Source organism: Streptomyces sp. NPDC051576, from assembly GCF_040681835.1.
Taxonomy (GTDB): Bacteria; Actinomycetota; Actinomycetes; order Streptomycetales; family Streptomycetaceae; genus Streptomyces.
In genome coordinates, this window is the sequence record NZ_JBFAZO010000005.1 from 436,429 (window position 1) to 460,775 (window position 24,347).

The 24,347-nt window shown below is 70.8% G+C and carries 17 protein-coding genes and 1 pseudogene; 4 read left to right on the forward strand and 14 right to left on the reverse strand.

Going from position 1 to position 24,347, the window contains the following annotated elements:
* Window position 1: 1 nt before the first annotated feature.
* The 10 genes from AB0M63_RS19295 to AB0M63_RS19340 all read right to left on the reverse strand — a co-directional run bounded on the left by AB0M63_RS19295 (window position 2) and on the right by AB0M63_RS19340 (window position 16,156).
* Entirely contained in the window at window positions 2-1,546 is a 1,545-nt protein-coding gene (locus AB0M63_RS19295) for a right-handed parallel beta-helix repeat-containing protein (protein WP_366020202.1), read from the reverse strand.
* The gene (locus AB0M63_RS19300; RefSeq protein ID WP_366020203.1) at window positions 1,543-3,501 is read right to left on the reverse strand and encodes an alginate lyase family protein; all 1,959 of its coding nucleotides are present in this window, start codon (window positions 3,499-3,501) and stop codon (window positions 1,543-1,545) included. Before AB0M63_RS19300 ends, AB0M63_RS19295 begins: the two co-directional genes overlap by 4 nt.
* Window positions 3,498-5,687, reverse strand: coding sequence for a bi-domain-containing oxidoreductase (locus AB0M63_RS19305; protein WP_366020204.1), 2,190 nt, complete (start codon window positions 5,685-5,687; stop codon window positions 3,498-3,500). Before AB0M63_RS19305 ends, AB0M63_RS19300 begins: the two co-directional genes overlap by 4 nt.
* Window positions 5,688-5,702: 15 nt before the next feature.
* Complete coding sequence (asnB, locus tag AB0M63_RS19310; RefSeq protein ID WP_366020205.1) at window positions 5,703-7,637, reverse strand: asparagine synthase (glutamine-hydrolyzing); 1,935 nt, start codon at window positions 7,635-7,637, stop codon at window positions 5,703-5,705.
* A 2-nt stretch (window positions 7,638-7,639) separates the two neighbouring features.
* A complete protein-coding gene (locus AB0M63_RS19315; protein WP_355921278.1) occupies window positions 7,640-9,160 on the reverse strand; it encodes a Wzz/FepE/Etk N-terminal domain-containing protein in 1,521 nt (506 codons plus the stop codon).
* Window positions 9,157-10,524, reverse strand: coding sequence for a Wzz/FepE/Etk N-terminal domain-containing protein (locus AB0M63_RS19320; RefSeq protein WP_366020206.1), 1,368 nt, complete (start codon window positions 10,522-10,524; stop codon window positions 9,157-9,159). Before AB0M63_RS19320 ends, AB0M63_RS19315 begins: the two co-directional genes overlap by 4 nt.
* Complete coding sequence (locus AB0M63_RS19325) at window positions 10,521-11,786, reverse strand: glycosyltransferase family 4 protein (protein ID WP_355921273.1); 1,266 nt, start codon at window positions 11,784-11,786, stop codon at window positions 10,521-10,523. Before AB0M63_RS19325 ends, AB0M63_RS19320 begins: the two co-directional genes overlap by 4 nt.
* Window positions 11,776-13,092: a nucleotide sugar dehydrogenase gene (locus AB0M63_RS19330; RefSeq protein ID WP_355921270.1), complete on the reverse strand. Its 1,317-nt coding sequence runs from the start codon at window positions 13,090-13,092 to the stop codon at window positions 11,776-11,778. Before AB0M63_RS19330 ends, AB0M63_RS19325 begins: the two co-directional genes overlap by 11 nt.
* Before the next feature lie 70 nt (window positions 13,093-13,162).
* The gene (locus tag AB0M63_RS19335; protein WP_366020207.1) at window positions 13,163-14,662 is read right to left on the reverse strand and encodes a sugar transferase; all 1,500 of its coding nucleotides are present in this window, start codon (window positions 14,660-14,662) and stop codon (window positions 13,163-13,165) included.
* A 1,290-nt stretch (window positions 14,663-15,952) separates the two neighbouring features.
* The gene (locus tag AB0M63_RS19340) at window positions 15,953-16,156 is read right to left on the reverse strand and encodes a hypothetical protein (protein WP_366020208.1); all 204 of its coding nucleotides are present in this window, start codon (window positions 16,154-16,156) and stop codon (window positions 15,953-15,955) included.
* 293 nt (window positions 16,157-16,449) lie between these two features.
* Here AB0M63_RS19340 and AB0M63_RS19345 point away from each other — a divergent pair, with 293 nt between their 5' ends.
* A complete protein-coding gene (locus AB0M63_RS19345) occupies window positions 16,450-17,688 on the forward strand; it encodes a metallophosphoesterase (protein WP_366020209.1) in 1,239 nt (412 codons plus the stop codon).
* Here AB0M63_RS19345 and AB0M63_RS19350 read toward each other — a convergent pair.
* A complete protein-coding gene (locus tag AB0M63_RS19350; protein WP_366020210.1) occupies window positions 17,672-18,730 on the reverse strand; it encodes an aldo/keto reductase in 1,059 nt (352 codons plus the stop codon). The two genes, AB0M63_RS19345 and AB0M63_RS19350, sit on opposite strands and share 17 nt — an antisense overlap.
* 97 nt (window positions 18,731-18,827) lie before the next feature.
* Between AB0M63_RS19350 and AB0M63_RS19355 the strand changes: the two genes are divergently transcribed.
* On the forward strand, window positions 18,828-19,454 hold the full coding sequence (locus AB0M63_RS19355) for a TetR family transcriptional regulator (RefSeq protein WP_366020211.1): 627 nt from the start codon (window positions 18,828-18,830) through the stop codon (window positions 19,452-19,454).
* 114 nt (window positions 19,455-19,568) lie between these two features.
* Here the strand turns inward: AB0M63_RS19355 and AB0M63_RS19360 are convergent, their stop codons facing one another.
* Complete coding sequence (locus AB0M63_RS19360; protein WP_366020212.1) at window positions 19,569-20,501, reverse strand: substrate-binding domain-containing protein; 933 nt, start codon at window positions 20,499-20,501, stop codon at window positions 19,569-19,571.
* A 483-nt stretch (window positions 20,502-20,984) separates the two neighbouring features.
* On the opposite strand from AB0M63_RS19360, the gene AB0M63_RS19365 reads away from it, so the two are divergent.
* Window positions 20,985-21,737: a hypothetical protein gene (locus AB0M63_RS19365; protein ID WP_366020213.1), complete on the forward strand. Its 753-nt coding sequence runs from the start codon at window positions 20,985-20,987 to the stop codon at window positions 21,735-21,737.
* Between the two features lie 284 nt (window positions 21,738-22,021).
* Window positions 22,022-22,243, forward strand: a pseudogene (locus tag AB0M63_RS19370) (type III polyketide synthase); the annotation flags it as partial.
* 338 nt (window positions 22,244-22,581) lie between these two features.
* Here the strand turns inward: AB0M63_RS19370 and AB0M63_RS19375 are convergent.
* Both AB0M63_RS19375 and AB0M63_RS19380 read right to left on the reverse strand, forming a co-directional pair.
* The gene (locus tag AB0M63_RS19375) at window positions 22,582-23,625 is read right to left on the reverse strand and encodes a zinc-binding dehydrogenase (RefSeq protein WP_366020214.1); all 1,044 of its coding nucleotides are present in this window, start codon (window positions 23,623-23,625) and stop codon (window positions 22,582-22,584) included.
* A gap of 111 nt (window positions 23,626-23,736) precedes the next feature.
* Window positions 23,737-24,327 carry a hypothetical protein gene (locus tag AB0M63_RS19380; protein ID WP_366020215.1) on the reverse strand — a complete coding sequence of 197 codons (591 nt, stop codon included), beginning with the start codon at window positions 24,325-24,327 and terminating at the stop codon, window positions 23,737-23,739.
* Window positions 24,328-24,347: the final 20 nt, after the last annotated feature.

The following is a 24,347-nucleotide window of genomic DNA, read 5'->3' on the forward strand; positions in this document are numbered from 1 at the left end:
CTCAACCACCGGCCTGTAGGTCGAGGGTGCTGCCCTTGTCCTGCTGGTACGGCGGCGCCTGCCACTGCCCGAAGTCGAGCACCTTGCTCTGGTCCTCGGCGACGAACTTCCACGGCCCGACGTAGACGTTGTCGTGCCAACTGTTGTGCTGCTTCTCGGTGATGGCGTCGGCCACCCCTTCGCCGTGGTAGGGCGACCAGTCCGGATAGGTGCCGTAGTTGGACAGCACCGCCATGCGGTCGCACATCTCCGTGCACTTGACGACGGACTGGTCGAGCACGAAGCGGTTGTCGTGGATGTCCACCCGCTGGGTCTTCCACCGGCAGTCCGAGTAGAGCGGGGCCTTGGTGATCGCCGGGCTCACACAGCTGCTCGTCTTCTTCACCAGCAGGGTGCAGTCACCGGAGGAGGTGTTGGCCGGGCTGTTGCAGAACCGGTCGGCGTTCTCCCACAGGGTGATCCCGGACCAGTTGTCCTCCAGCACGTTCCCGTAGATCTCGATCTTGTGGGTGCGCGCCTTGACCCGCGGTTCGCCGCCGGACTCGGACAGGTAGACGGTCGCGTACGGGAAGTTGTCGCCGCTGTCGGCCGCCTTGCGGCCCTCGACCCAGTTGTTCCGCCGGATCGTGTTGTCCCGGATGACCGCGTTGTAGCTCGTCTCGTAGATCAGTGCGGCGCCGTCGTTGGCCTCGATCACGTTGTTCTCGATACGGAAGTCGTTGTTGTTGGTGTCGGCCCACAGCCCGGTGCCCCGGTTGTCGTGCACCCAGTTGCCGCTGATCTCGGCGCCGTCGACCTCCCAGAACTTGATGCCTCCGGTGCAGCCGCAGCCCTTCTGCTTCCGCTCCCAGTCACCGGTGTTGTTGCCGACGATCTCGTTGCCCTCGACCACCAGGCCGGTGATACGGCCGTTGCCCTTGTAGGCGTTCATGCCGTACTGGCCGTTGTCGCGCAGGCAGTCGGCGCGGACCTGCTGGTGGGCACCGGCCATCAGCCCGGCGCCGGAGTTGTCCTGGATCGTCGAGTGTTCGATGACCCACCCGTCGGCCGAGTCGTGGTTGACGACGCCCTCGTCCTGCGGCGCGACGAAGCCCCGCACGGTGAGATAGCGGATGGTGACGTCGGCGGCGTTGCCGGTGAAGGCGTACTGGTTGACCTTCCGGCCGTCGAGCACCGCGCCCGGCGCGCCGATGTAGTGATCCCCCTTCTTGGGGATGACCTGGGCGTAGCGGTCCCGCTCAAGTCTGTGCGTGCCGGGCTTGAGCCAGAACGTGGTGTTCGGAGGGCTGCTCTTGGTCTTCGCCGCCAGGTCGCCGACCACCTTGGGGTCCACGGTCACCGCGCCCGCCGGCGCCTTCGCCGGTCCGGCGGCGGGGTTGGCGCACACCCGGGTCACGGACCGGGCGGCGGACGTGGCCGTGGACGGCGCGGCGGCCGGCTTCGTCCTGGCCGGGGCGCTCGACGTACTGTCGCAGCCGGTCGCCGTCAGCAGGACCAGCGCCAGCGGTGCCGCCGCCGACGCCCAGAGCCGTCTCCTGTTCCTCACGCGGCCCCCTGGCCGCGGAACCCGAGCACGGTGGTGAACCCGTCCGTGCCGTCGGCGAAGCCGGTGCCGACCAGCGTGGTGGTGGGTTCCTTGCGCCCGAATCCGGCGGAGTACCAGCCCAGCGGCGGTGCGCTCTCGCCGTGGTGCGCCCGCCAGGACAACTGCTTCGGCAGGTCGAGCACCGCGGAACGCCCCTCGCCGTCCCGGATCCAGGTGAGCACCGCCCGGTGCCCGGCCAGGTCCGCGGCGATCGCCGGGCCGAGGTGGAACGCCAACCGCACGTCGCGGCGCGGGCCACGCACCTCGTCGACGATCCGCAGCTCCCGGCTCGCGGCCGTCAGCTCCACCCGGCGGCGGTGCGTCGAGCCCTGGTAGCCGTCGTGCTCGGCGGCCCAATGGGCCACCTCCGCACCGGAGTTGCCCACGTCCAGGACGCGGGTGCGGGCGTGCCGGGCCCACAGGAACGGGCCGCCGGAGACGGACTGGTCACCACCGTCCAGTTCCAGGGTGTTGTGGCCGAGGGTCGAGCGGAAGTACTGCCGCCACTCGGGCTGCCCGTGGTAGCAGTACGTCCCCGGATCGGCGAGCACGTCGATCCCGTCGTGCCGGACCTCCACGGACAGCGCGTCCGCGTGGGCGTGCGCGGCGATGGACAGGAAGCCGTGCGGACCACCGTCGCAGCGGCACCAGATCTCCTCCGGACCGCGCAGGACGGTGAGCCCCGCGTCGGCGAAGTGGGCGGGCCTGGTCGCCGGGCGGACGGTTCCGTCCTTCGCGTACGGCCTGATGAGCGCGGCCAGCAGCGGGGTGCGCACGTCGGTGGCGGTCACCGCCGGCCACCAGTCGAGCCGGCCGAACACGGCCTCGCCCGTGGTCAGGAGCGAGGCCCAGCGGTCGGTGCCCGCGCCGTCCACGATCAGGCCGAAGCCGTCGTCCGCGTCGCCCTGGCGGGGCGGTCGCAGCCGGTTGTCCACCACGGCGGCCAGCGCGTCGGTCATCCGCAGCAGCACCAGCCGGAGCGAGGCGGGAACCGGCACGCCGGCGGCATCGGCCTCGGCCAGCGCGGCCAGACCGAGTTCCAGGACGAGTCCGTGGTACTCGGTGGCCAGCTCGCGGTTGAGACCGGAGTCGAAGGTGTTGGCGCGCAGTTGCCGCTCCAGCGACCGCAGCGCGTCGGACCGCCAACGCGCCGACGCGGGGAACCAGTCGAAGGCGCAGGCCGCGGCGAACTGTCCGGCGGTCTCGGCGATGACGTGGTTGTTCGCCGAGGAGCCCCGGCTGGGGAAGGCGGCCAGCCAGCGCTGGTGGTGCCAGATCTGGTTCAGCGCGACCGGGTTGTCCTCGAACAGCTCGGCCGCGCCCGGCCAGCCGTCGAGCAGCCGGCGGATCCACACCCAGGACAGCAGCCGGATGCCCAGCTCGATGCCGCTGATCCAGTGCACACCGCGCAGCGGCGGGTTGGCCGCCCACCACGAACGCAGGTGCCCGGCGACGCGCTCGGCGTACCGCTCGTCCCCGGTGACCGCGTAGGCGGCGGCGAGCACGGTGAGGTACTGGTGCCGGGACGGCTCCCAGATCTGCTTGATGTCCCCGGCCACGTCCTCGTCGCGGTACGGCACGTCGAAGGCGTAGCCGGACGGCGCCCGGCGTCCGGTCTTCGGGTCGTAGGACCAGTCCGGGTCGGTGAGGTCGTCGCGGTCCACCCCGAAGAACTCGGCGTGCCCGGCCATCAGTCGGTCCGCCTCGGCGACGAGTCGTTTCACGGCGTCCGGCGGCACCTCGGCGATCGTGCCCGTGGGCAGGACCGCGGTGAACCGGACGCCGGTGACGGTCGGGCAGTCGGGCGGCGCCGACCGCCAGCGCCGTCGGCGCACGGTGTCGCCCGCCCGGCCCGCGATCTCGCGCGGACCCATCCGGGACAGCCGGCGCAGGTACCAGCCCGCGCTCATGGTCATGGCGTCCTCGCCAAGGTCACCGGAGTACCGGCGGCCAGGCCGGTCTGCACGGCGAGGGTGGCCGCCGTGGTGGCGACCAGCGACTCCAGCGGCACCGGCATCGGCCCGCCGGTCCGAACGGCCTTGACGAACGCGGCGAGTTCGGCGTTCTGCCCCTTGTCCCGGGCCTTGGGCAGCCGCGAACTGACCCACTTCTTACGGCCGTGGACCGAGGCACGGACGAAGTCGTCGAGCCGCAGGACCTTGCCGTCCGCGAGCAGGTCCAGGGTCTCCTTGGGGAAGCCGGGGGCGCCGGTGGTGACGTAGCTGATGGTGGCGGTCGATCCGTCCGGGTAGCGCAGGACGACCTGGAGGTCGTCGTTTCCGGGCGCGGCCGTCGCGTACACGGAGACCGGGTCGGCTTCGAGGAGCAAGCTCGCCGTATCGATGAAGTGGCCGCCCTCGCCGGCGAACCGTGAGCCCTCGGCGCCCTGTTGGAGATACCAGCTGCCGTGCTGGAGCTTGCCCGCGTTGACCAGGTAGCGCAGGCTCGCCGGACCGGTCCGGACGCCGAACCGCTCCTTGGCCTCCGTCAGCAGCGGCGCGAAGCGGCGGTTGAAGCCCACCTGGAGGCGGTCGTTGCCGGACTCCTCCACCGCCGCGAGTACGCCGGCCAGCTCGTCCTCGGTGAGGGCCAGGGGCTTCTCCACGAACACGGTCTTCCCGGCCAGCAGTGCCTGCCGGGTCAGTTCGGCGTGCGAGCTGTGCCGGGTGACGACGAACACCGCGTCGACGGACTTGTCGCCGAGGACAACGTCGAGGTCGGTGGTCGCCTTCGCGAAGCCGAACTTCCGCTGCGCGTTGGCCCCGGAGAGCGCCGTCGTGGTGACGACGGTCGACAGCTCGACGCCCTCGCGCCGGGCCAGATGCGGCAACAGCATCGACGTCGCGTAGTTGCCGGCGCCGACGAACGCGAGACGGACCGGAGTCTTCGCGGACCTGGCCGGGGTGGACACCTTGGCGGCAGGAGGCGCTGCGGGCACGGTCACCGACGGGGCCTGAGCCTCCCCCGCTTCCTCCTCCTGCTCGGGATACCGGAACAGCACGGCGACGGCCTTGAGTTCGCCGTCCTTCAGCCGCTGGTACGTCTCCACGGCGTCGTCGAAGTCGGCGATGTGGGAGACCAGGGGCTCGACGTCGACGCGGCCCCGGGCGACGAGGTCGAGGAAGCAGGCCAGGTTGCGGCGCTCGGTCCAGCGGACGTAGCCGATCGGGTAGTCGCGTCCCTCCAGCTCGTACGACGGGTCGTAGCGGCCGGGGCCGTAGGAGCGTGAGAAGCGGACGTCGAGTTCCTTCTCGTAGTACGCGTTCCACGGCAGGTCCAGGCGGCACTTGCCGATGTCGACGACCCGGCCGCGGTCCCGGGCGAGCCGGGCGGCCAGTTCGACGGGCTGGTTGCTGCCGCCGCCGGCGGCCAGGAACACCTGGTCCACGCCGTGGCCGTCGGTGAGTTCGGCGACGGCGGCTTCGACAGCGGCCGAGGCGGGGTCGCCGCAGGCCGCGGCACCCAGCTGCTCGGCGAGCTCGCAGCGCGCCGGATCCGGGTCGGCGCCGACCACGCGGACTCCGGCGGCCGTGAGGAGCTGCACCACCAGCTGTCCGATCAGGCCGAGGCCGATGACCAGCGCCACCTCGCCGAGCTGCGGCTCGCCCTGGCGGACGCCCTGCATCGCGATCGAGCCGACGGTGCCGAACGCGGCGTGCGGCGGCGCGAGGCCTTCAGGGACCGGGGCGTAGAGGTTCTTCGGGACCCAGTTCAGCTCGGCGTGCAGCGCGTGTTCGTTGCCCGCGCAGGCCACGAGGTCGCCGACCTTCACGTCGTCGATCCCGGCGCCGACCTGCTCGACCACCCCGCACAGCGAGTAGCCGAGCGGGGTGTAGGAGTCCAGCTTGCCCATCACCTTGCGGTAGGTGGCGGGCAGCCCGTTGGTGGCCACGCTCTGCATGACCTTGGCCACCTGGTCCGGCCGGGAGCGGGCCTTGCCCAGCATCGACATGCCGGCCTCGGAGACCTTCATGAGCTCGGTCCCGGTGGATATCAGCGAGTAGGCGCTGCGCACCAGCACCCCGCCCGGCTTGCACCCCGGTACCGGAACGTCGAGCACCGCCAGCTCGCCGCTCTTGTAGTTCTGTACAACCTGCTTCACCGGAACTCCTGTTTTCTAAGCCGTCGTCCGAGCGTTCTGGGCGGAGCCAGAGGTCGCGTCGCGATACCAGTACTCGAGGGTCAGTACGTGCCACAGATGCTTGGAGTAGTCCGCCTGTCCGGCGGCGTCCTCGGCGACCATCCGGGCCAGCGCGTCGCGGCGCAGCAGCCCGGAGCGGACGAGCTCGCCGTCGTTGACCACCTCGCGCACCAGCGGTGCCAGGTCCCGGCTCATCCAGGCCCGCAGCGGGGCGCTGAACAGGCCCTTGGGCCGGTACACGATCTCGCGGGGCAGAATCGAGGTGGCCGCCTCCTTGAGGACGGCCTTGCCCTGTCGCCCGACGATCTTGCGATTGCCGGGTACGGCGAACGCCGCCTTGACCACCTCGATGTCCACGTACGGCACCCGCACCTCGGTGGAGGCGGCCATGCTGGAGCGGTCCGTGTAGGCCAGGTTCAGGCCCGGCAGGAACATGCGGGCATCGGTCAGGCACATGCGGTTGACGAAGTCGTCGAGGTCGTTGTCCTGGTAGACGTCCGTGTGCTCGGTGACCACGTCGTCGACCGTCCCGGCCAGATCCGGGTTGAGCAAAGCGAGCAGCTCGTCCTGGTCGTACATGGTGTAGCTGCGCCGGAACGCGGTCTCCTCCGGCAGATCGGCGAAGGAGAGGAACCGCTTCGCGAACCGCACCGACCGGTAGCCCCGGGTCGCCGAGGCGACGGGCAGCCGGTCCACCACCCCGGAAACCCCGCGCCGCAACGGTCGGGGGACGCGCTGGTAACGCAGCGCGAGCAGGTTCGCGAAGTGCTTGCGGTACCCGGCGAACAACTCGTCGGCGCCCATCCCCGAGAGCATCACCTTGACCCCGGCCTCCCGGGCGGCCATACAGATCAGGTACGTGTTGATCGCGGCGGGGTCGCCTATCGGCTCGTCCAGGCTGTACGTCATCTGCGGCAGCAGGTCGAGCACGTTCGGGGCGATCTCGATCTCGTGCAGGTCGACGCCGAACTTCTCGGCGACCTGCCGGGCGTAGCGCAGGTCGTCCGGCATCGCCTCGAACTTGGCGTCCTCGGCGCGGAATCCGATCGTGTACGCGGAGATCCCGGGCTGGTGGCGGGCGGCCAGCGCGGTCAGATAGCTGGAGTCGAGGCCGCCGGAAAGGAAGGTGGCCACGGGTACGTCGGAGATGAGGTGGCGGCGGGTCGACTCCTCGACGATGGCCGCGAGGTCGGGCTGTTCACCGGCCAAGGCCCGCGCCCGGCCCTCGGCGGCGACGTCCTTCAGGTTCCAGAAACTGCCGCGCTCCACCCGGCCGTCGGGTCGGCACCGCAGCCAGCTCCCGGGCGGCAGCTTCTCCGCCTCGCGGAACGCGCAGCGCGAGTCCGGCACCCAGTAGTAGAGCAGCGAGGCCACCAGGGCCGCCGGGTCCACCTCCAGCGATTTTCCGGTGACGGCGGCGAGCGCCTTGAGCTCGGAGGCGAACATCAGGCCCTCGCCGCGCCGGAGCAGGAACAGGGGCTTGATGCCGAGCTGGTCGCGGACGAGCACCAGGTCACCGGTGCGCTCGTCGAAGATGCCGAACGCGAACATGCCGCGCAGCCGGGGCAGGCAGTCCGTGCCCCAGCGCCGCCAGGCCTCCAGGACCACCTCGGTGTCGGAGGTGCCGCGGAAGCGCACCCCGGTGGCCTCCAACTCGGCGCGGAGTTCGGGCGCGTTGTACAGCTCGCCGTTGTACGTCAGGGCGAGGCCGTCCGAGACCATCGGCTGGGCGCCGGTCTCGGACAGGTCGACGATGGCCAACCGGCGGTGTCCGAGCTGTACTTCGCCGTCACCCAGGGGGTGGCCGTAGCGGCCCGAGCCGTCGGGGCCGCGGTGGGCGAGGGTGTCGGTGAGCCGGTCGGTGACGGCCTTTCCGTCCGGCCATCGGTACGTGCCCGCGATGCCACACACGTCTACCGCACCTCCTGGTCGTTGTCCGGGACCCGTGCGGCCCGTATCGGCTGCCGTTCGGTGCGACGGCGGCCCTGCGCGTTCTGCCAGGTCGGCCGCTCGGTCCGGCCGCGCAGCGCGTTGGACAGCCCGTCCCACAGAGTGCCGTCGGTCCGGTCGCGCGGATCGGGATCGATCAGCACCACACCGACGACCGGGATGCCCTGGTCCGCGAGCTGGCGTGCCACGGTGTGCAGCCAGGCGGCACTGCCGTGCCCGGCCCGTACGACGAGCACGGTGCGGGTGCCGAGGTACTGGAGGTCGGTCCACGCCGTGCCGGGTGCCACCGAGCCGACGCCGATCCGCTGGTCCTGGGGGGACACGGTCGCGGCGTGTTCGCCGCCGACCACGGTGGGGTCTCCCGGTTTCGGGCGGCGGCCCGAGAGCTGTGTGCCGGGGAGACCGTCGACGACGGTCACCGGACCGTCCTCCCCCAGGGCCCGGGCGAGACCGAGGGCGATCGCGGTCGTGCCGCGCGCGCAGCCCAGTTCCAGCAGCGACAGCGGTTCCGCCGAGCCGCGCGCGGTGCGGGCCAGCGTCGTGGTGAGCCGCTCCCGTGCCACCCGGGTCCGCCGGCGCTGCCACAACCTGCCCGACCGGCGGGGCAGTTCCGCGATGACCGAGGCGCCGAGGTTCGCCGCGATGTCCCGGCGCAGCACGGGGCGGTCCGCGACGACCACGCCGACCGCGGCCAGCGCGAGCCCGAGGAAGAGCCCGAGGACGAGTCCGACCACGCCGTCGGTGACGAGGGCCTTGGGCAGGGAGTGCCGTACCGCGCGCGCGGCGTCCACGATCTGGGTGCCGGCGACGAGCTGGGGCGCGCCGACGCGCGCCTCCTCGGCGCGCTGGCCGAAGTCGGAGATCTGCGAGGTGAGTTCGGCCCGCCGGGCGAAGAGTGATTCGAGGTTCGCCGCGTCCTTGGGGTCGCTGTCGGGCGACCGGCCGCCGATCGCCTTGTTGACGTCGGCGAGCTCCGTCTGCATGCGGTCGCGCTGGTCGAGCAGACCCTGGGCGTTGGCGTCGGCGATGTCCTGGATGCGCTTGGCGTGGTCCGCTACGAACGCCTCAGCCAGTGCCTTGGCCCGGGCCACCGCCTCCGCGTCGGTCTTGCCCGTCACATCGATCTCTAGGACGTTGTTGGTCAGTCCGGTGCCCCGGTAGTCCTTCATGAAGTCCTCCGGTTTTTCCGGGGACTTGAGGATCTTCAGGGCCTGACCGGCGATCCGCGAGGTCGCCAGCAGCTGGGCGTCGGTGCGGATCAGCGTTCCGGTGTCGTTGGGCTGGTCCTCCTGATGCGCGACCAGCACCTTGGTCACGGCGGCGGGGGCGGGCGGCATCAGGACCGCCACGGCCGCGCCGGCCAGCATCCCGAGGAGCGCCATGGCGCCCCACAGGCGGCGGCGTCTGCGCACCGCGACCACCAGTGCCTGGAGGTCGAGGAGCGGGGTGGCGGCCGACGACTCCGAAGTCGTACTCGTCGTCACGCTGGATCTCCTGTCGCGTGGCCATGGACCGCGAACGTCAAAGTGGCGTCGTCGGAAAGTCGGTCGGCGGTGTCCGTCGGTCGGGTGCGGACCGTGCCGGCGACGACGACGCCGACGAGCTCGTGCCCGCCGTCCGCGCACGCCTCGGCGATGCCGGCGAGTTCTCCGGCGGTCCAGCTCCCGGCGCTGAGGACGGCCAGGGCACCGGACTCGGTGTCGCGGTCCGGCACGATCGGCCGGTCCACCGAGACCTCCACGACCCGCAGCCGGGGGTCGCCGGTGGCCTCGGCGACGAGCTGTGCGGCGGCCAGCCGGGCGACCTCGTCGCCTTCCGGTACGACGACCAGCAGCCGCCGGGGGGCGGGCAGTTGGTCCCGGAGGCGGGCGCACACCCGCCGGTAGCGGATCCGCCGCTCGGCCTCGTCGCCGGAGCGCAGCGGGGCCGGTACGTCCCACCGGGTGTCGGTGCCGAGCAGCCGGCGGAGCCGGGCCCGTGCGCCGTGGCTCTCGGGCCGGTGCCCGTGCCGTTCGCCGGGTACGTCGACGGTGCCGAGGAACGGTGAGCCGAGCGCGGCGGCGATCTCCGGTTCGGTGCGCAGCCGGCGACTCACCCGTGCCGCGGCGAGATGGCCGACGATCGCGAGCAGGAAGAACAGCAGCGCCCCGGCGGCGATGAGCTGTGTCCTCGTCGGCGCCGACGCGCCGGTCGGCCGGGGTGCCGGTCCCATGACGACCATGCTGGCCTTGGCGGACGCCGGGTTGGCCTCCTCCAGCTTCTTCATGGCGTCCGCCAGCCCGGTGCGCAGACCCTCGAGTTCGGTGCGGGCCTGCACGCCCTCCACGGTCTGCCCGGGGTCGGCCGCGTCGGCCAGCTCGGTGATACGGCGGTTGGTCTCGGCCACCTGCTTGCGCAGCGCCTCGGTGGCCGTGTCCGCCGCGGGGTCGGTGCTGCCGCCCGCGATACGGGTGGCGAAGGTGACGAACTGCTGGGCCAGCTGGTCGGAGAGACGCTGCGCGCGCTCCGGGGTGTCGGCCGTACCGGAGACCTTGATGATGTTCCCGTCGTCCGCCTTGGCACTCACGTCTTTCTGCAGCTCGGTGCCGTTGACGCCCCACTTCAACGCGGCGGCCGCGCGGTCGACCACCGCCGAACTGGTCGCGATGTCCACCTGGGTCAGCAGTTCGCGCTCTTCCCACTGCCCCGGCAGCAGGACCGATGCCTCTGCCGTGTAGCGCGGCGGAAGCAGCAGCACCGAGGTGCCGTAGCCGAAGAGCGCGCCCACTACGGCGAGGACGGCGAGAAGCCGCCATCGCCGGCGGAGAATCCGTCCGATCGTGACCAGACGGATCGTGTCGTCATTCAATGGTGCGGCCTCTTCCCCGTACGGACCGGCCCGCTCGCCGACACCGGGGCTCGGTCCCGGCAGGCGGCGGCGTAGGCGGCGAGCAGTGACGCTTGCGAGTTCTTCCAGGACAGCGGACCGCTGATCCGCTCCTGGCCGGTCTTCCCCATCCGGGCCCGTTTCTCGGGATCGTCGAGGAGGAGCGCGATGAGCTTGGCGAACTGGGCCTCGTCGTTGGCGGGCGCGTAGACGGCGGCGTCGGCGGCGGAGACCCGCGCCTCCCGGAGGTCGAACGAGACGATCGGCCGTCCCATCGCCATGTACTCCAGGACTTTGTTCATGGTCGACACGTCGTTGAGCGGATTGTGCGGGTCGGGGGAAAGGCACACGTCGGCGGTGCACAGGTAACGCACCAGGTCGGCGTCCGGTATCCGTCCGGTGAACTGCACCTGCTCGGAGAGACCGAGCTGCCGGGACAGTTCCACCATCGCGTCGAAGGCGTCGCCGGCCCCGACGAAGACCGCGTGCCAGTCGGTCCGCCCGACCTCGTCGCGCAGTTTCGCCAGGGCCCGCAGGGCGTAGTCGACGCCGTCCTGGGGGCCCATGACGCCGAGGTAGCACAGCAGATGGGGCTTGCCGCGCTTCAACTCCGGCTCCGGCGGCACCGGTTGGAACCGGTCGGTCGCGGGCGCGCTGCGCACCACGAAGACGTCCTCGGGGCGCCGGCCGCCGCGGGTGAGCGCGACGTCCTTGTAGCTCTCGTTCGTGGCCAGCACGATGTCCGCGGCCCGGTAGGTGCGCCGTTCCAGCGCGCACACGGCGCGGTAGAGCAGGTCCTCGCCGCGGTCGAACCGGGAGAGGTACAGCTCGGGCACCAGGTCGTGCTGGTCGAAGACGAACCGTGCGCCGCGCCGCTTCATCCACAGGGCGGGCAGGAACAGCAGGTCGGGCGGGTTGCAGGCGTGGACCACGTCGACCGGCCCGACCTTGCGGGCCAGCCGGAGGGTGTGCCACAGCGCCGAACCGTACTCCCGCAGGTAGCCGGCCGGTCCTCCGGTGGCGGCGCGCAACGGGTAGCGGTGGATCCGCACCCCGTCGATCACCGCCTCCGGTTCCGTGTCGCGTTTCTCTCCCTGGGGGCAGATGACGTGCACGTCCCAGCCCGCGTCGCGCAGCGTGGTGCATTCCTGCCACACCCGCCGGTCGAAGGGGACCGAGAGGTTCTCCACCAGGATCAGCGCGCGACGGTTCGTACCGTCGCCGCTGGTCGCGTTACCAAGCAAGGCCCATGTATCCCGGTTCGGTCCGGCGCGCGTCGGCGTCGGGAAGGCGGATGAGGTCGACGATCAGCGGTTCGCCCGCGTGGGGCAGCGCCGCCAGTACGGCCGGGTCCTTGCTCCCGACCAGGCACACCTCCGCGTGGTCGAGCACCTCGTCGACGGAGTCGGCGAGGAGTTGCGCGAGATGCGGCAGGCGGCTCTCGATGTACTCGCGGTTCGCGCCGAGGAGCCGGGAGAGGCTCACGTTGGCGTCGTAGATCTTGAGGTCGTAGCCCTTGCCGAAGAGCCGCTCGGCCAGCTCGACGAGCGGGCTCTCGCGGAGGTCGTCGGTGCCGGGTTTGAAGGAGAGTCCGAACAGGCCCACCCGGCGTTTGCCGGTGCGCTCGACCAGGTCCACCGCGCGCTGGAGGTGGTCGGAGTTGGAGGCCAGCACGTGGGAGAGGATGGGCACCGAGACGTCGGCCCGCTGCGCCGCGTGGACCAGGCTGCGCAGGTCCTTCGGCAGGCAGGAACCGCCGAAGGCGAAGCCGGGCCGCAGATAGGCGGGGCTGATGTTGAGCTTGCGGTCGGCGAGGAAGACGTCCATCACCTGGTGCGAGTCCACGCCGAGTGCCTGGCACACGGCGCCCAGCTCGTTCGCGAAGCCGATCTTGAGGCCGTGGAACGCGTTGTCCGCGTACTTGATGGCCTCGGCGGTCGGTATCGGCACCCGGAACACCTCGCCGGGCAGGCCCTCGTACAGTGCCGCGACCGTGTCGCCGCTCGCCGGGTCGAGTTCGCCGATGACGGTCTTCGGCGGGTCGAAGAAGTCCTTCACGCTGGTTCCCTCGCGCAGGAACTCCGGGTTGACCGCGACCCCGAAGTCCACGCCGGCGGTGCCGCCGACGTGCTTCTCCAGGATCGGCACCAGCAGGTTCAGGCAGGTGCCGGGGAGCATGGTGCTGCGGAACACGACGGTGTGCCGCCCGCCCCGCTCGGCGAGCGCGGCGCCGATCTCCTCGGTGACCCGCTCCAAGTAGGTCGTGCACAGGCTGCCGTTGGGCTCCGACGGGGTGCCGACACAGATCAGCGACACCTCGCTGCCGGCGATCGCCTCGCGGACGTCGTCGGTGGCGCGCAGCGCTCCGGTCCGTACGACCTCGGCGATGAGCTCGCCGATACGTTCCTCCACCACCGGCGCCTTGCCGTCGTTGACCAGGTCGACCTTCACCTGGTTGACGTCCACCCCGATGACCTCGTGGCCCATGCCGGCCAGGCACGCGGCCGACACACAGCCCACGTAGCCGAGCCCGAAAACGCTGACTCTCATGACCGCTCTCTCCCCCCACGCAGGCCCCTGCGGCCTGCGGTCCGCGCGCCGGTCGGACGACCCGCGCGCATCAGTAGGCCCCCTGCCCGTGGATCACGGCACGCAAGGTCTTCCACAAGATCACTGTGTCCAGGGCGAGCGACCAGTCCTCCACGTACCGCAGGTCGAGGCGGACGGCCTCGTCCCACGACAGGTCGCTGCGTCCGCTGATCTGCCACAGGCCGGTGAGCCCGGGCTTGACCAGCAGCCGTCTTCGGATGTCCGGGTCGTACGCGGCGGACTCCTCCGGCAGCGGGGGCCGGGGTCCGACGAGCGACATGGATCCGGTGAGTACGTTGAAGAGCTGCGGGAGTTCGTCGATCGAGTACCGGCGCAGCACCGTACCGACCCGGGTCACCCGCGGATCCCGGCGGAGCTTGAACAGCAGGCCCGCGCCCTCGTTGCGGTCGGCGAGTTCCGCGCGTGCCCGGTGGGCGTCGGCGACCATGCTGCGGAACTTGAGCATGGTGAACTCCTGGCCGTCCTTGCCGACCCGGCGCTGGCGGTAGAACACTCCGCCCCGGCTGTCCATCAGCACTAACAGGGCGACGAGGATCATCAGCGGCGCGAACAGGAGCAGCAGGATCGCGGAGCCCAGCCGGTCGACGACTCCCTTGATGGCCCGGCGGCCTCCGGTGAAGGTCGGCATGCTGACCCGCAGCAGCGGTATCCCGAGCACCGCGTCGACGTGCAGCCGCGGGCCGGCCACCTCCATCAGCACGGGGGCCACGATCATCTCGGCGTCGCTGCCTTCGAGGTTCCAGGCGAGGCGCTGCAGCCGGTCCGGTGACCAGTGCGGGTCCGGTGTGACCGCGACGACCCGGTAGCCGTCGTGGCGGACGTGCTTGGCGACGTCCTCCAGCAGACCGATGACCGGCACTCCGTCCAACTGGTCGCCGTCCAGGCCGCCTTGGCCGCCGTCGACCCCGCGGCCGTCCGTCGTGCACACGGCCTCCACCCGCCAGCCGAGGTGCGGGAACTTGCGGGTCCGGCTGATCAGGTCGCGCACGGTTGCCGGGCTCCCGGCGGCGAGCACCGGTCTCAGGCAGCGTCCTTCGTTGCGCTGTTTGTGCAGCCAGAGACGGAGCACATACCGCTCCGTCATGGTGACGATCGCGATCGCCGGGATCGCGACGAAGATCCAGAGCTTGATGTTGCGCGAGGTCAGCGCGATCCCGCCGAGCGCCAGGACGACGGTCGCCGTGAACAGCGAGCGCCCCAACCGGCGGAATTCCTCGGCGCCTTGGCCGAGTACGGCCGGCGCCCACGAGCGGCTCACCGCGAGGGCACCCAGCACCAGCACCTGGGTGCCGAAGGCGAGAATGCCCCATTTCTCATGCCAGTTGGCCGCGTCCCGGGCCCCGAAGAAGTCTCCGATCGCCGCCACCACGGAAGCGGTGGCCACGGTGTCGCTGAAGATCACGGTACGTCTGTACCGCTGCTCCCACTCGATCGCCGGCTGTCCAATCGCCCCGTCCGCCAGACGCCCGCGCGCCGACGGAAAAGGGCCGACTATTCCCCCCTGCCGCACAGAACCCCCCAAGGTCCCCAGTGGTGTGACGTTGGTCGCCACACACTGTTTCGCCCCTGCGGAAGGCCCCCGCCCCCCGCACTGCAGCTCCCCCCACGGAAGCTCTCCCTCCGCTGTTCCCCCTCGGGAAGCCCACGCCCCCGGCGCATGACCTCCCGGCCGTGTCAGAACTTCGCGAGCACCCCACCCTGGCGACATTGGACTCGCAGGTCCCACCAGACTCCTGAAACGCACGGGAACCCGGCGCGACTTCGGATGCTCTCCATGCCCCAAGCCCCCCTCGGGCCAACGGAATTGGTAACCCCCACGTCCGACGCGAGAGGCACAACCGCTGGCCATCCGCATCGCCGGACGCATAGATCATCTTTTGTCGCCCGGTGTCACACTGTGCGAAGCAAGGTCAATCTAGACCATGTGTGCCCTCCTGGAGAGAGGTCTGTGTGGAATTTGTGCACAACATTTGACGCCGAGTCGATAGAACTGCGACTGCCCGCAGGTGCTTCGGGGACGGAAAACATGGCGTGCGCCCAGTGACGGCGGGAGTTCTCCGGACCGTTGGCACTGGCAACCGAACTTGTCCGGAACTGATCGACAGCACCGGAAAGGGAACTTCACCGTTCCGCTCACGCGGGGAGACGATGAGGCAGGCGTCGACCGGCAAGGCGTCGTTCCCGTCGCGGCCCGTCCGAACTCACCTCAGCGGGAAGAGCGTTGGCGCACCGGCGGGGCCAGAGGCGACCCGGTCGAGTTCCTCATCCAGCAGCAGCCGTAGCAGGAGTCAGGTCGAACGACAACGGGCCGTTCCCACGGCTTTCACTCGCGTCAGGCACGCGTCACCTCAAGTCCGCCGGAGGGGCTGCGGCGGAGTCGGAACCCTGCCAAGCGGGTCTGCCAATCGGCGTCCAGAGCGAGAATCAGCTGACAGGACGGCCAGTGACGGTCCTTCATCTGCCGGGCGGGAACGTGGAGTTCGTCCAGTTCGGCGACGGCGCGGTCCATCACGTCCGTGTACGAGAACTGGATCGGCAGCCGCAGGCCGCCCCGTCCGAGGGGCGGGAGGCCGGTCCGGGCCGGCCTTGTCCGGCGCGATCCGGTCCACGGTGGCCGGCTCCCCATCCGCCCGCCGCCGCACGACCACGACTTCCGAGCTCTCCCTGCTGTCACTGACCTGGCCCGGCCCGCGCGCGTGTCGTCCGCGTCCCCCACCCCGGCCGCCATCCGGCCGATCAGCACGCGCCCCGGCCGGCCCGCCGCGTCCAGCCGGAACGCACCGGCCCGCTCAGCCTGGTCCTAGCGATGCTCCTCGTGCCGTTGCCACGCCGCGTCCATCGCCTCCGCCCAGCCGGCCGGAGCGGCCTCGCCGTCCGCGTACGCGCGCTGCACCAGCGGGCTGAAGTCCTGCGTCGGCGGCACCGACCGCCGCGTGCCGTCCGTCACGGGAAGCCGCTTCAGCCAGTCCAGCCACCGCGGGAACATCGCATTACCCGTGGCCATCGGGTTCGTCTTCGGAGCCGGGGCGCTGGGGGCGGGAGTCCGAGCGGCCCCCGCCCCACGAGCCAGGTACCTGTCGCCGGGGGAACAGACACACCACCGTCCGGTGCGACGGCCGCACGCACCTTCCCAACTCGGGTTATGTCGATGCCCAGTTGCGGGAGCGCATCGACCGCCTTCCGTTCGGCCGGCACTCGCCGTCATCGACCTGGGCCGCGCGCATGAACGCCCGTCCGGCCGGCCCGAGGCGACCGGATACAGTGCGCGGGACGGCAGTCCTGGTCCGGAGGGGAAGCGTGACCGACACCAGCAACACCCGGCCCGCCGAGGGTGAGGCGCAACGGCCGCGGCGGAGCCTGCTGCGCCGCCTGATGCGCTACATCCCCCTGATCGCCCCCGTCCTGCTGTGGGCCGTGCCCTGCCTGGTGCTCCTGTACACCGGCCAGCACTGGCCGCTGCCGGTCACGCTGGTCGGCACCACCCTGTTCGCCCTCGGTCTCATCGGTATGCCGCTCGCGATGATGCGCGGCCACGGCCGGCGCCAGCAGGACCGGGCGGCGATCATCGGCGACACCCTCCTGGGCACCGGCTGGATCCTGTTCACCTGGTCCGTCCTGCTCGGTGTCCTCCTGCGGCTCGCCCTGACCGTGGCCGGCGTCGGCGGGGGCCAGGACCGGGCCCGTATCGTCACCTGGGCCGTCCTCGCCGTCAGCGCCGTGCTGCTCGGCTGGGGGTACGCCGAGGCCCGCCGCGTGCCGCGCGTGCGCCGCCTCGACGTGCAACTCCCGCGCCTGGGTGCCGGGTTGGACGGCCTCCGGGTCGTCCTCATCACCGACACCCACTACGGCCCCCTCGATCGCGCTCGCTGGTCGGCGCGGGTGTGCGAGACGGTGAACACGCTGGAAGCCGACGTGGTCTGCCACACCGGCGACATCGCGGACGGCACCGCCGAGCGCCGCCGCGCCCAGGCCGTCCCCCTCGGTACCGTGCGGGCGACCCGGGCCCGGGTGTACGTCACCGGGAACCACGAGTACTACAGCGAGGCCCAGGGCTGGGTCGACCTGATGGCCGAGCTGGGCTGGGAGCCGCTGCGCAACCGCCATCTGCTGCTCGAACGCGGCGGCGACACCCTCGTGGTGGCCGGCGTGGACGACGTCACCGCCGAGTCCTCCGGCCTGGCCGGGCACCGCGCCCACCTCGCCGGAGCCCTGGAGGGCGCCGACCCCGAACTGCCCGTCCTGCTCCTGGCCCACCAGCCCAAGTTCATCGACCGGGCCGCGGCGGGCGGTGTCGACCTCCAGCTGTCCGGCCACACCCACGGCGGCCAGATCTGGCCCTTCCACTACTTGGTCCGCCTCGACCAGCCCGCCGTCGCCGGCCTCAGCCGCCACGGCGCCCGCACACTCCTCTACACCAGCCGCGGCACCGGCTTCTGGGGCCCACCGTTCCGCGTCTTCGCCCCCAGCGAGATCACCCTGCTCGTGCTCCGCTCCCCGCGGCTGCCCACCCACGACACAGTCAGCGACGCCGATTGACCGCCTGGAGGGCCGGGTTGACGGCATGGGCGTCGCCGGCGTTGACGCTGCGGCCGGGGGCGACCACCTCGTCTATCCGGTCGAGGACCTCGGTGGTCAGTACGCGGTCGCCGGCGGGCAGTTGGGACTCCAACTGGTCGAGGGTTCGAGGGCCGATCAGCGCGCTGGTGACGGCGGGGTGACCGGTGACGAAGGCGAGCGACATCTCGACCAGCGACATGCCGTGCTCCTCGGCAAGGACGTAGAGCTTCTCCGCGGCCTCCCGCTTGAGGGCGTCGTCGCCGCTGACCGGCACCGGCCTGCCCGCTCCGAGCTTGTCCCGGTGGGACCGCTCAGGCTCGGCGCCCGGCCGGTACTTGCCTGAGAGGAACCCGCCCGACAGCGGACTCCACGTCAGCACGCCCATGCCGTATTTCCGCGCGGTGGGCAGCACATCGGCCTCGATGCCGCGGGCGAGGATCGAGTACAACGGCTGCTCGGTGACGAAGCGCGTCAGCGCGCGCCGCTCGGACGTCCACTGCGCCTCGACGATCTCCGCGGCCGAGAACGTCGACGTCCCGATGTAGAGCACCTTGCCCGCGCGCTGAAGGTCCGTCAGCGCCGACAGCGACTCCTCGATGTCCGTTGCCGGGTCGGGGCGGTGCATCTGGTAGAGGTCGATGTGGTCGGTGCCCAGCCGGCGCAGGCTGGCCTCGACGGCCTTGACGATCCAACGGCGCGAGCCACCCTGCCTGTTCAGCGTCGTCCCGTTCCGCTGGTCGCTCCCGCTCTGCCGGAGCATCCCGCCGGGCAGCCGGAACTTGGTGGCGAGCACCACGTCGTCCCGGTCGACGCCCTTGAGCGCCTTGCCGACCAGTTCCTCCGAGATCCCGTCGGAGTACGCGTCGGCGGTGTCGATGAGGTTGACGCCGGCGTCCAGGGCTCGTCGCACCAGGGCGGTGGTCTCCGCCTCGGTGGTGCTGCCGAAGGGTCCGAAGTTCATCGTCCCGAGGGCGAGCGAACTGACATGGACGCCGGTGCGCCCGAGAGTCCGGTACTGCATGGGGTCCTCCTGCGATCACAGGGCGATACGGCGATGATGACACTCAGACCCTACATGGAACTCAGTGCCAGATTGAGCCGAAAGCTAGGATGCCTCCATGAAGGCGAGTCCGACGAGTCCCAAGCCCTCCCTGCGGGAACGACAGCGCGCCACCGTGCGCGCCGAAATCACCACCGCCGCAATGGAGTTGTTCCTGGCCGACGGCTTCGAAGCGACCACCGTCGACCAGATCGCCGAGGCGGCCGGCGTCTCCCGCAGCAGCTTCTTCCGCCATTTCCCGGCCAAGGAGGACGTCGTCCTCGAAAGCATCGCCGACGCGGGCGAACGCATCCGCGAAGCCCTCCACGCCCGTCCGGCCCAGGAGTCGGTATGGGAGGCGCTGGGGCACGCGGTTGCCCTTCCGTTGCGCGGTTTCGTCGACGACCCCGAACGCAGCCTGCGCGCCAACGCGATGCTCACCCACACGCCTTCCCTGCGGGCGCGCCGTATCGAGAAACAGCTTCTGTGGCAGGACCTGCTCGTCCCCGAGGTCCGCTCGCGCCTCGGTCACCGCGCCGGCACCGCTCCCGATGCCCGCGCCCGTGCCCTCGTCACCGCCGCCCTCGGCTGCGCCGACGCGGCGATCCACGAATGGGTACGGGCGGAGGGCGACGCCGACATCCTCGGCCTCTACTCCGACGCCCTGGGCGCGGTCCGCTCCGCCGCCTCGTCGGCCGCGCCGTAGACCCCTCGCTCCACGACCTGTTCTACGACCTTCTCCACGAAGCCCGACACCTATCCCGGCACGAGGCGACCGCCCACCGAAGCGGACGGCCCCGTGCCGCTGTCCGACCGCCGCTCAGTCGGACGGGCAGTACAGGGGAGCCGTGTCCGCGCTGTCCTTGGTCACCAGGCGGCTCGGGACGTACACGATCTTCTGTGTCTTGTCCTTCCGCAACAGGGAGAGGGTCTGCGTCACCGCCAGGTCACCGAGGTCCTTGACCGAGCTGGAGACCGTGGCGGAGAAGCGCCCGTCCTTCAGTGCGGCGAGCCCCGCGTCGCTGCCGTTGACGGTGACGATCTTCACCGTTCCGGCGCCCGCCGCGTCCAACGCCTCACGGACACCGAACGCCATCTCCTCGCTGGCGACGAACACATAGCGAATATCGGGGTGAGCCTGGATCATCCGGGCCGCCGCGGCATTCGCCTCCGGCTTGTTGAACCCGCCTGGCTCGCTCGCGACCACCTCGACGTTGTGCGGCAGGTTCTTGGTGAATCCGCCGGCCATCAGGTCGGACGACGTGCTGCCGTCACCGAACACGACACCGGCCTGCACCGACTCCCCGTCGGCGTCCTGGGCGACCCACTGGGCGTCCAGCTTGCCGGCCTCGGCGACCTGGCCGAGAACGGCACCCAGGATGTCCTTGTCCCCGTCCGGCGGCAGCAGCGCCGTGAGCACGACAGGTATACCGGCCTTCTTGGCCGCGGCGATGTCGGCCTTGAGCGCACTGGCGTCGACGGTCATCAGAATGATGGCGTTCACCTTGTGCGCGATCATGTCCTTCACGTTGGACAGTTCGATCGTCGGGCTCTGCCGGGAGTTGGCCGTCCGCACCCGGGCCAGATTGTCACCCGCGGACTCCACGACCGCCTTCTGCAGGCAGCTGTTGAACTGCGACGAGCCGCCGTTCACGAATCCCAGCCGCACCGGGCCCGAGTAAGTGGCACCGGTGTCGGACTGCAGACCGCAGCCGCACAGCAGGAGGCCGAGACCGCAGACCGCCGCGGACATCGGTCTGATCCGTCGGGCGAGTTTCGACATGAGAAGCGAGCCTTTCGTCCCGACGCGGCGCCCCGGAACCGTGGGGTCGGCGTCGGCGGTTGTCGGGAGCCCGGCCGATGCCCACCATCGGCCGAACCGGTAACTGGAACGATCTAGTTCTGGCCGGTCCGGGCAGCTCGGCTCCAGGCCGCGAGGGCACACAGACGCAGACGCAGGCACGGACAGAGACGCCGATCAGGCACAGACCGGTACTAAATCGATCCAGCCCCGGAAACTAGCAGACCGGATCTCGTCACGACGAGCACCGCGCGGCAACTTTCCCGCAGCAACGCCTTTTATTTCAGGCCTTCTTGACGTTACGTCAGGACATGACTCGCGCCGCCTGGGGCCGGCGGGGTCCCGGTCGTCCCGCTGACCGAGAGGAGCCGTCCAGGATCCGGGCGCCCGCTCCTTACCCTCACCGGGAACGTCGATGGACAGAGGGAGGACGTCATGGCGGTTCCGACCACCCGTGACTGGCGGATCGTGGCACTGCTGCGCGCATGTGACCGGGCGGAGGTCCCCGCGCTCGTGGAGAAGGTCCGCGGCGAGATGGCGGAGCTGGGCGACGGACTCGGAGCGAGGGCCACTGAGGTCATCGTGGGACACGTCGCCGGTCCCGGTGAACGGGGTCCGCACGAGGGCATCCCCGAGTCGGACTACGACGTGGCGGCCGAGGTGGTGCTGGTGGCGCGGCCCGACAAGGCCACGGTGACCAAGTCGCTGGCCACCTTCGTCGAGCGGCTCGCCCCGCTGGTGTCGACCGAGGCCTCGATGGTCGCCGTAGCGCGCGAGAAGCTCTTCGACGACCGCCGGACCAGGCTCAAGTACCTGCATCCGCTCGTCCGCCAACCCCACCTTTCGCACGAGGAGTTCATCGAGAGCTGGGAGAAGAACGTCGGACCTGTGGTCGCCGCGCACCACCCGACGCGCGTCGGCTATGTGGCTCTGCAGTGCGACGACGAACTCACCGTGGCCGCGACCGGGGCCACCCGCTTCGGCGGCGGTGTGCCCGACGGCTTCGGCGTGGAGTGGTTCCGCAGCACCGACGACATGCTCCCGGCCTTCGAGTGGGCGGTGTCTCCGGGCAGCGCCGCAGGGGGTCCGGTGGACGAGCCGGGCGGTCTTCTGGCCTTGCTGGGCCGCTACGCCGACCTGTCCGCGCCGACCGCCATCCTCGGCATCGAGCCGAACCCTACGCACTGACCCGGGGGGCCGGGCCCGAGCGGCGCGCGTCACCTCCGGGGAGGCGCGTTCGGCGGCGGCGGTGCCGCCGGGCTCGCCCGTGTCCACGACTATCTGCGTGCCTGGCCGGACCAGATGGCCGTGCTGCTCTGTGTCGAATGTGCTCGCTGACCTCCCAGCCGAAGGCCGACGCCGCCGCTCTCGCCGGTGCGAGCCTGTTCGGCGACGGAGCGGCAGCGCCGGGCGTCCCGGGTCCCGTCGTCGTCGCCACCCGCAGTCGCCTCTATCCCCGCAGCGAACAGCTCATGCTCTGGGACATCGGCGCCGACGGTTTCCACCTGGTGCTGTCCCGGGAGATCCCGGACCTGACCGAGCGGTACCTGGGCGAGGACGTCCGGGCGTTCCTCGCTGACCACGGCCACGACATCCGGGGCGTGGCGACCTGGGTGTGCCACCCCGGCGGGCCGAAGATCGTGGACGCCGTGATCCGCTCCCTACGGCTACCACCGGACTCCCTGTCACGGACCCGGGCCTCGCTGTCCCGCAACGGCAACATGTCCTCGGTCTCCGTACTGGACGTACTCAGCGACACCCTCGCGGGTCCCCGGCCGGCACCGGGCTCGCCCGGCCTGTTGATGACCGATGGGGCGTCCGCTCACCTGACTGGGTGGCTGACGACACGACCGTCCTCCCCGGAGGATCTCCGCGCCGTTCTCGTCGACTCGGGCTGTCTGCTGATCCGGCCGATCGGAAGACGGTGGAATCCCCGGAGGGACTTCGAGGAGACCGTCCTCGCCCACCATCCCTCGATCGCGCCAGAGCGGTTCGCGGCAGTCGGTCCGACAGCGGATCAGCGTGGCCGGGTCTACTCGTCGAAGGTGACGACGACCTTCTCGGCCGCGCCCGGCGTGAGCGTCAGCTCGTACGCGCGCTCGGCCTCGTCGAAGGGCACGCGGTGGCTGATCAGCTTCTCGAACCGCTCGTGGTGTTCGGCGAGTTCGGGGGTGACCTCGAAGATCTCGGTGGGGTAGCCCTGGGAGGCGACGAGGGTCAGTTCGCTGCGCAGCATGCCGCCGAGGTCGATGTCGGAGCCCTGCTTCTGTACGGCGACCATGACCAGCTTGGCGTGCCACTTGGCGTTGGCGATCACCGCGTTGAAGACCGCCGGGGCGCCGGCGGCGTCGATGTAGATGTCGGTGCCGGGGCGGGGCTGGCCGAGCGCGTTGGCGGCCTGACCGTGCAGCTCGGTCAGCCGGGTCGTCACATCCTCCTCGGCGGAGTTGATCACGGCGTCCGCGCCGACGGCCAGCGCCTTCTCCAGGCGGGACGGGATGACGTCGGCGACGACGACGTGCTCGACCCCGCGCAGCTTCAGCCAGATCGCCGCGCCCAGGCCGATGGGCCCGGCGCCGAAGACGACCACCTTGTCGCCGGGCTTGGCCTCGGAGCGGTTGACGGCGTGCCGGGCCACCGCCATCGGCTCGTTCAGCGCGGCCACCGCGAAGGGCAGGTGGCCGGGGAAGACGGCCACGTTCTGCCCGATGACGGCGTTCTCGACGAGCAGGTACTCGCTCATGGCGCCCTGTGCGCCGCCGCAGCCGATGAGGCCGGACGGGTGACCGGTGGGGTCGATCACGACGCGGTCACCGGCCTTGAGGTCCGCGACCTCGGCGCCGACCTCGACGATCTCCCCGGCCGGCTCGTGTCCCAGGGGTACGGGGACGATCTCCCCGCCCAGGTGTGCGCGGGCGGGCATGCCGCCCATGTGCAGGAAGCTGACGTCGGTGCCGCAGATGCCGCAGGCCCGGATGCGTACCAGGGCGTCTCGCGGGCCGGGGGCGGGCCTTTCGACGTCCACCACCTCGACCTTGTCGACACCGCCGGTCCGGAGGGACTTCATCGTGGCCATGGGAAGGTTCGCTTTCTCTGGTTCTCTGGTTCTCTGGTTCTTTGGTTCTTTGGTTCTTTGGTTCGCTGGTTCTCGGCAGGGCTGAAGAGCCGTGGGGCAGGTGTTCCCGGTTCACGCCCAGTGCGTGTCGTCCCCCGGACGGTTCGAGGTCCCGCGGACCGGCTGCTGCTGGTACGGGGCGGGGGCGTCGTAGGTCGGCTGCGGGTACTGGGTGCCGTAGGCCGGGTGCTCGTACGGGGCGTCGTAGACCGGCTGCGGGTACTGGGCCTCGTAGCCGGGCTGCTGCTGGAAGGGGGCCTCGGACACCGGCTCCTCGGGGGCCGCCTGGCCGCCGTTGCGGTAGTTCGAGACGAGGCCGCCGGCCGCTCCCAGGGAGACCAGTCCCATGCCGGCCGCGGTCGCGATGCCCTTCGCGCCGTCCATCGTGAGGTAGGAGACCGCGGCCACGCCGCCGTTGAACAGGAAGAGGAACCACAGCACCGGCCGCGACGACAGGAACGCCTTGATCTTCGGCTTCTTCGTGATCTTCGAGCCCGTGAACAGCGCGACGGCGATACCCACGAACGTCGCGGCGGTCTTCGCCGTGCCGTCCAGGACCGCTCCCGCCCCTCCCATGCTGGTGGCCAGGCCGACGACGAAGAACGACCAGAGGAACAGATCGGCGAAGAACGACTTCACACGGGCCAGAGGCGACTTCGACATGATGGGATTTCCTTCGGGAC

Bases quoted from the DNA above. Each gene is read 5' to 3' on its own strand.
- AB0M63_RS19380 (WP_366020215.1), bottom strand. From the start codon at position 24,327: ATGTCGAAGTCGCCTCTGGCCCGTGTGAAGTCGTTCTTCGCCGATCTG.
- AB0M63_RS19375 (WP_366020214.1), bottom strand. From the start codon at position 23,625: ATGGCCACGATGAAGTCCCTCCGGACCGGCGGTGTCGACAAGGTCGAG.
- AB0M63_RS19330 (WP_355921270.1), bottom strand. From the start codon at position 13,092: ATGAGAGTCAGCGTTTTCGGGCTCGGCTACGTGGGCTGTGTGTCGGCC.
- AB0M63_RS19365 (WP_366020213.1), top strand. From the start codon at position 20,985: ATGGCGGTTCCGACCACCCGTGACTGGCGGATCGTGGCACTGCTGCGC.
- AB0M63_RS19340 (WP_366020208.1), bottom strand. From the start codon at position 16,156: ATGGCCACGGGTAATGCGATGTTCCCGCGGTGGCTGGACTGGCTGAAG.
- AB0M63_RS19355 (WP_366020211.1), top strand. From the start codon at position 18,828: ATGAAGGCGAGTCCGACGAGTCCCAAGCCCTCCCTGCGGGAACGACAG.
- AB0M63_RS19300 (WP_366020203.1), bottom strand. From the start codon at position 3,501: ATGACCATGAGCGCGGGCTGGTACCTGCGCCGGCTGTCCCGGATGGGT.
- AB0M63_RS19350 (WP_366020210.1), bottom strand. From the start codon at position 18,730: ATGCAGTACCGGACTCTCGGGCGCACCGGCGTCCATGTCAGTTCGCTC.
- AB0M63_RS19360 (WP_366020212.1), bottom strand. From the start codon at position 20,501: ATGTCCGCGGCGGTCTGCGGTCTCGGCCTCCTGCTGTGCGGCTGCGGT.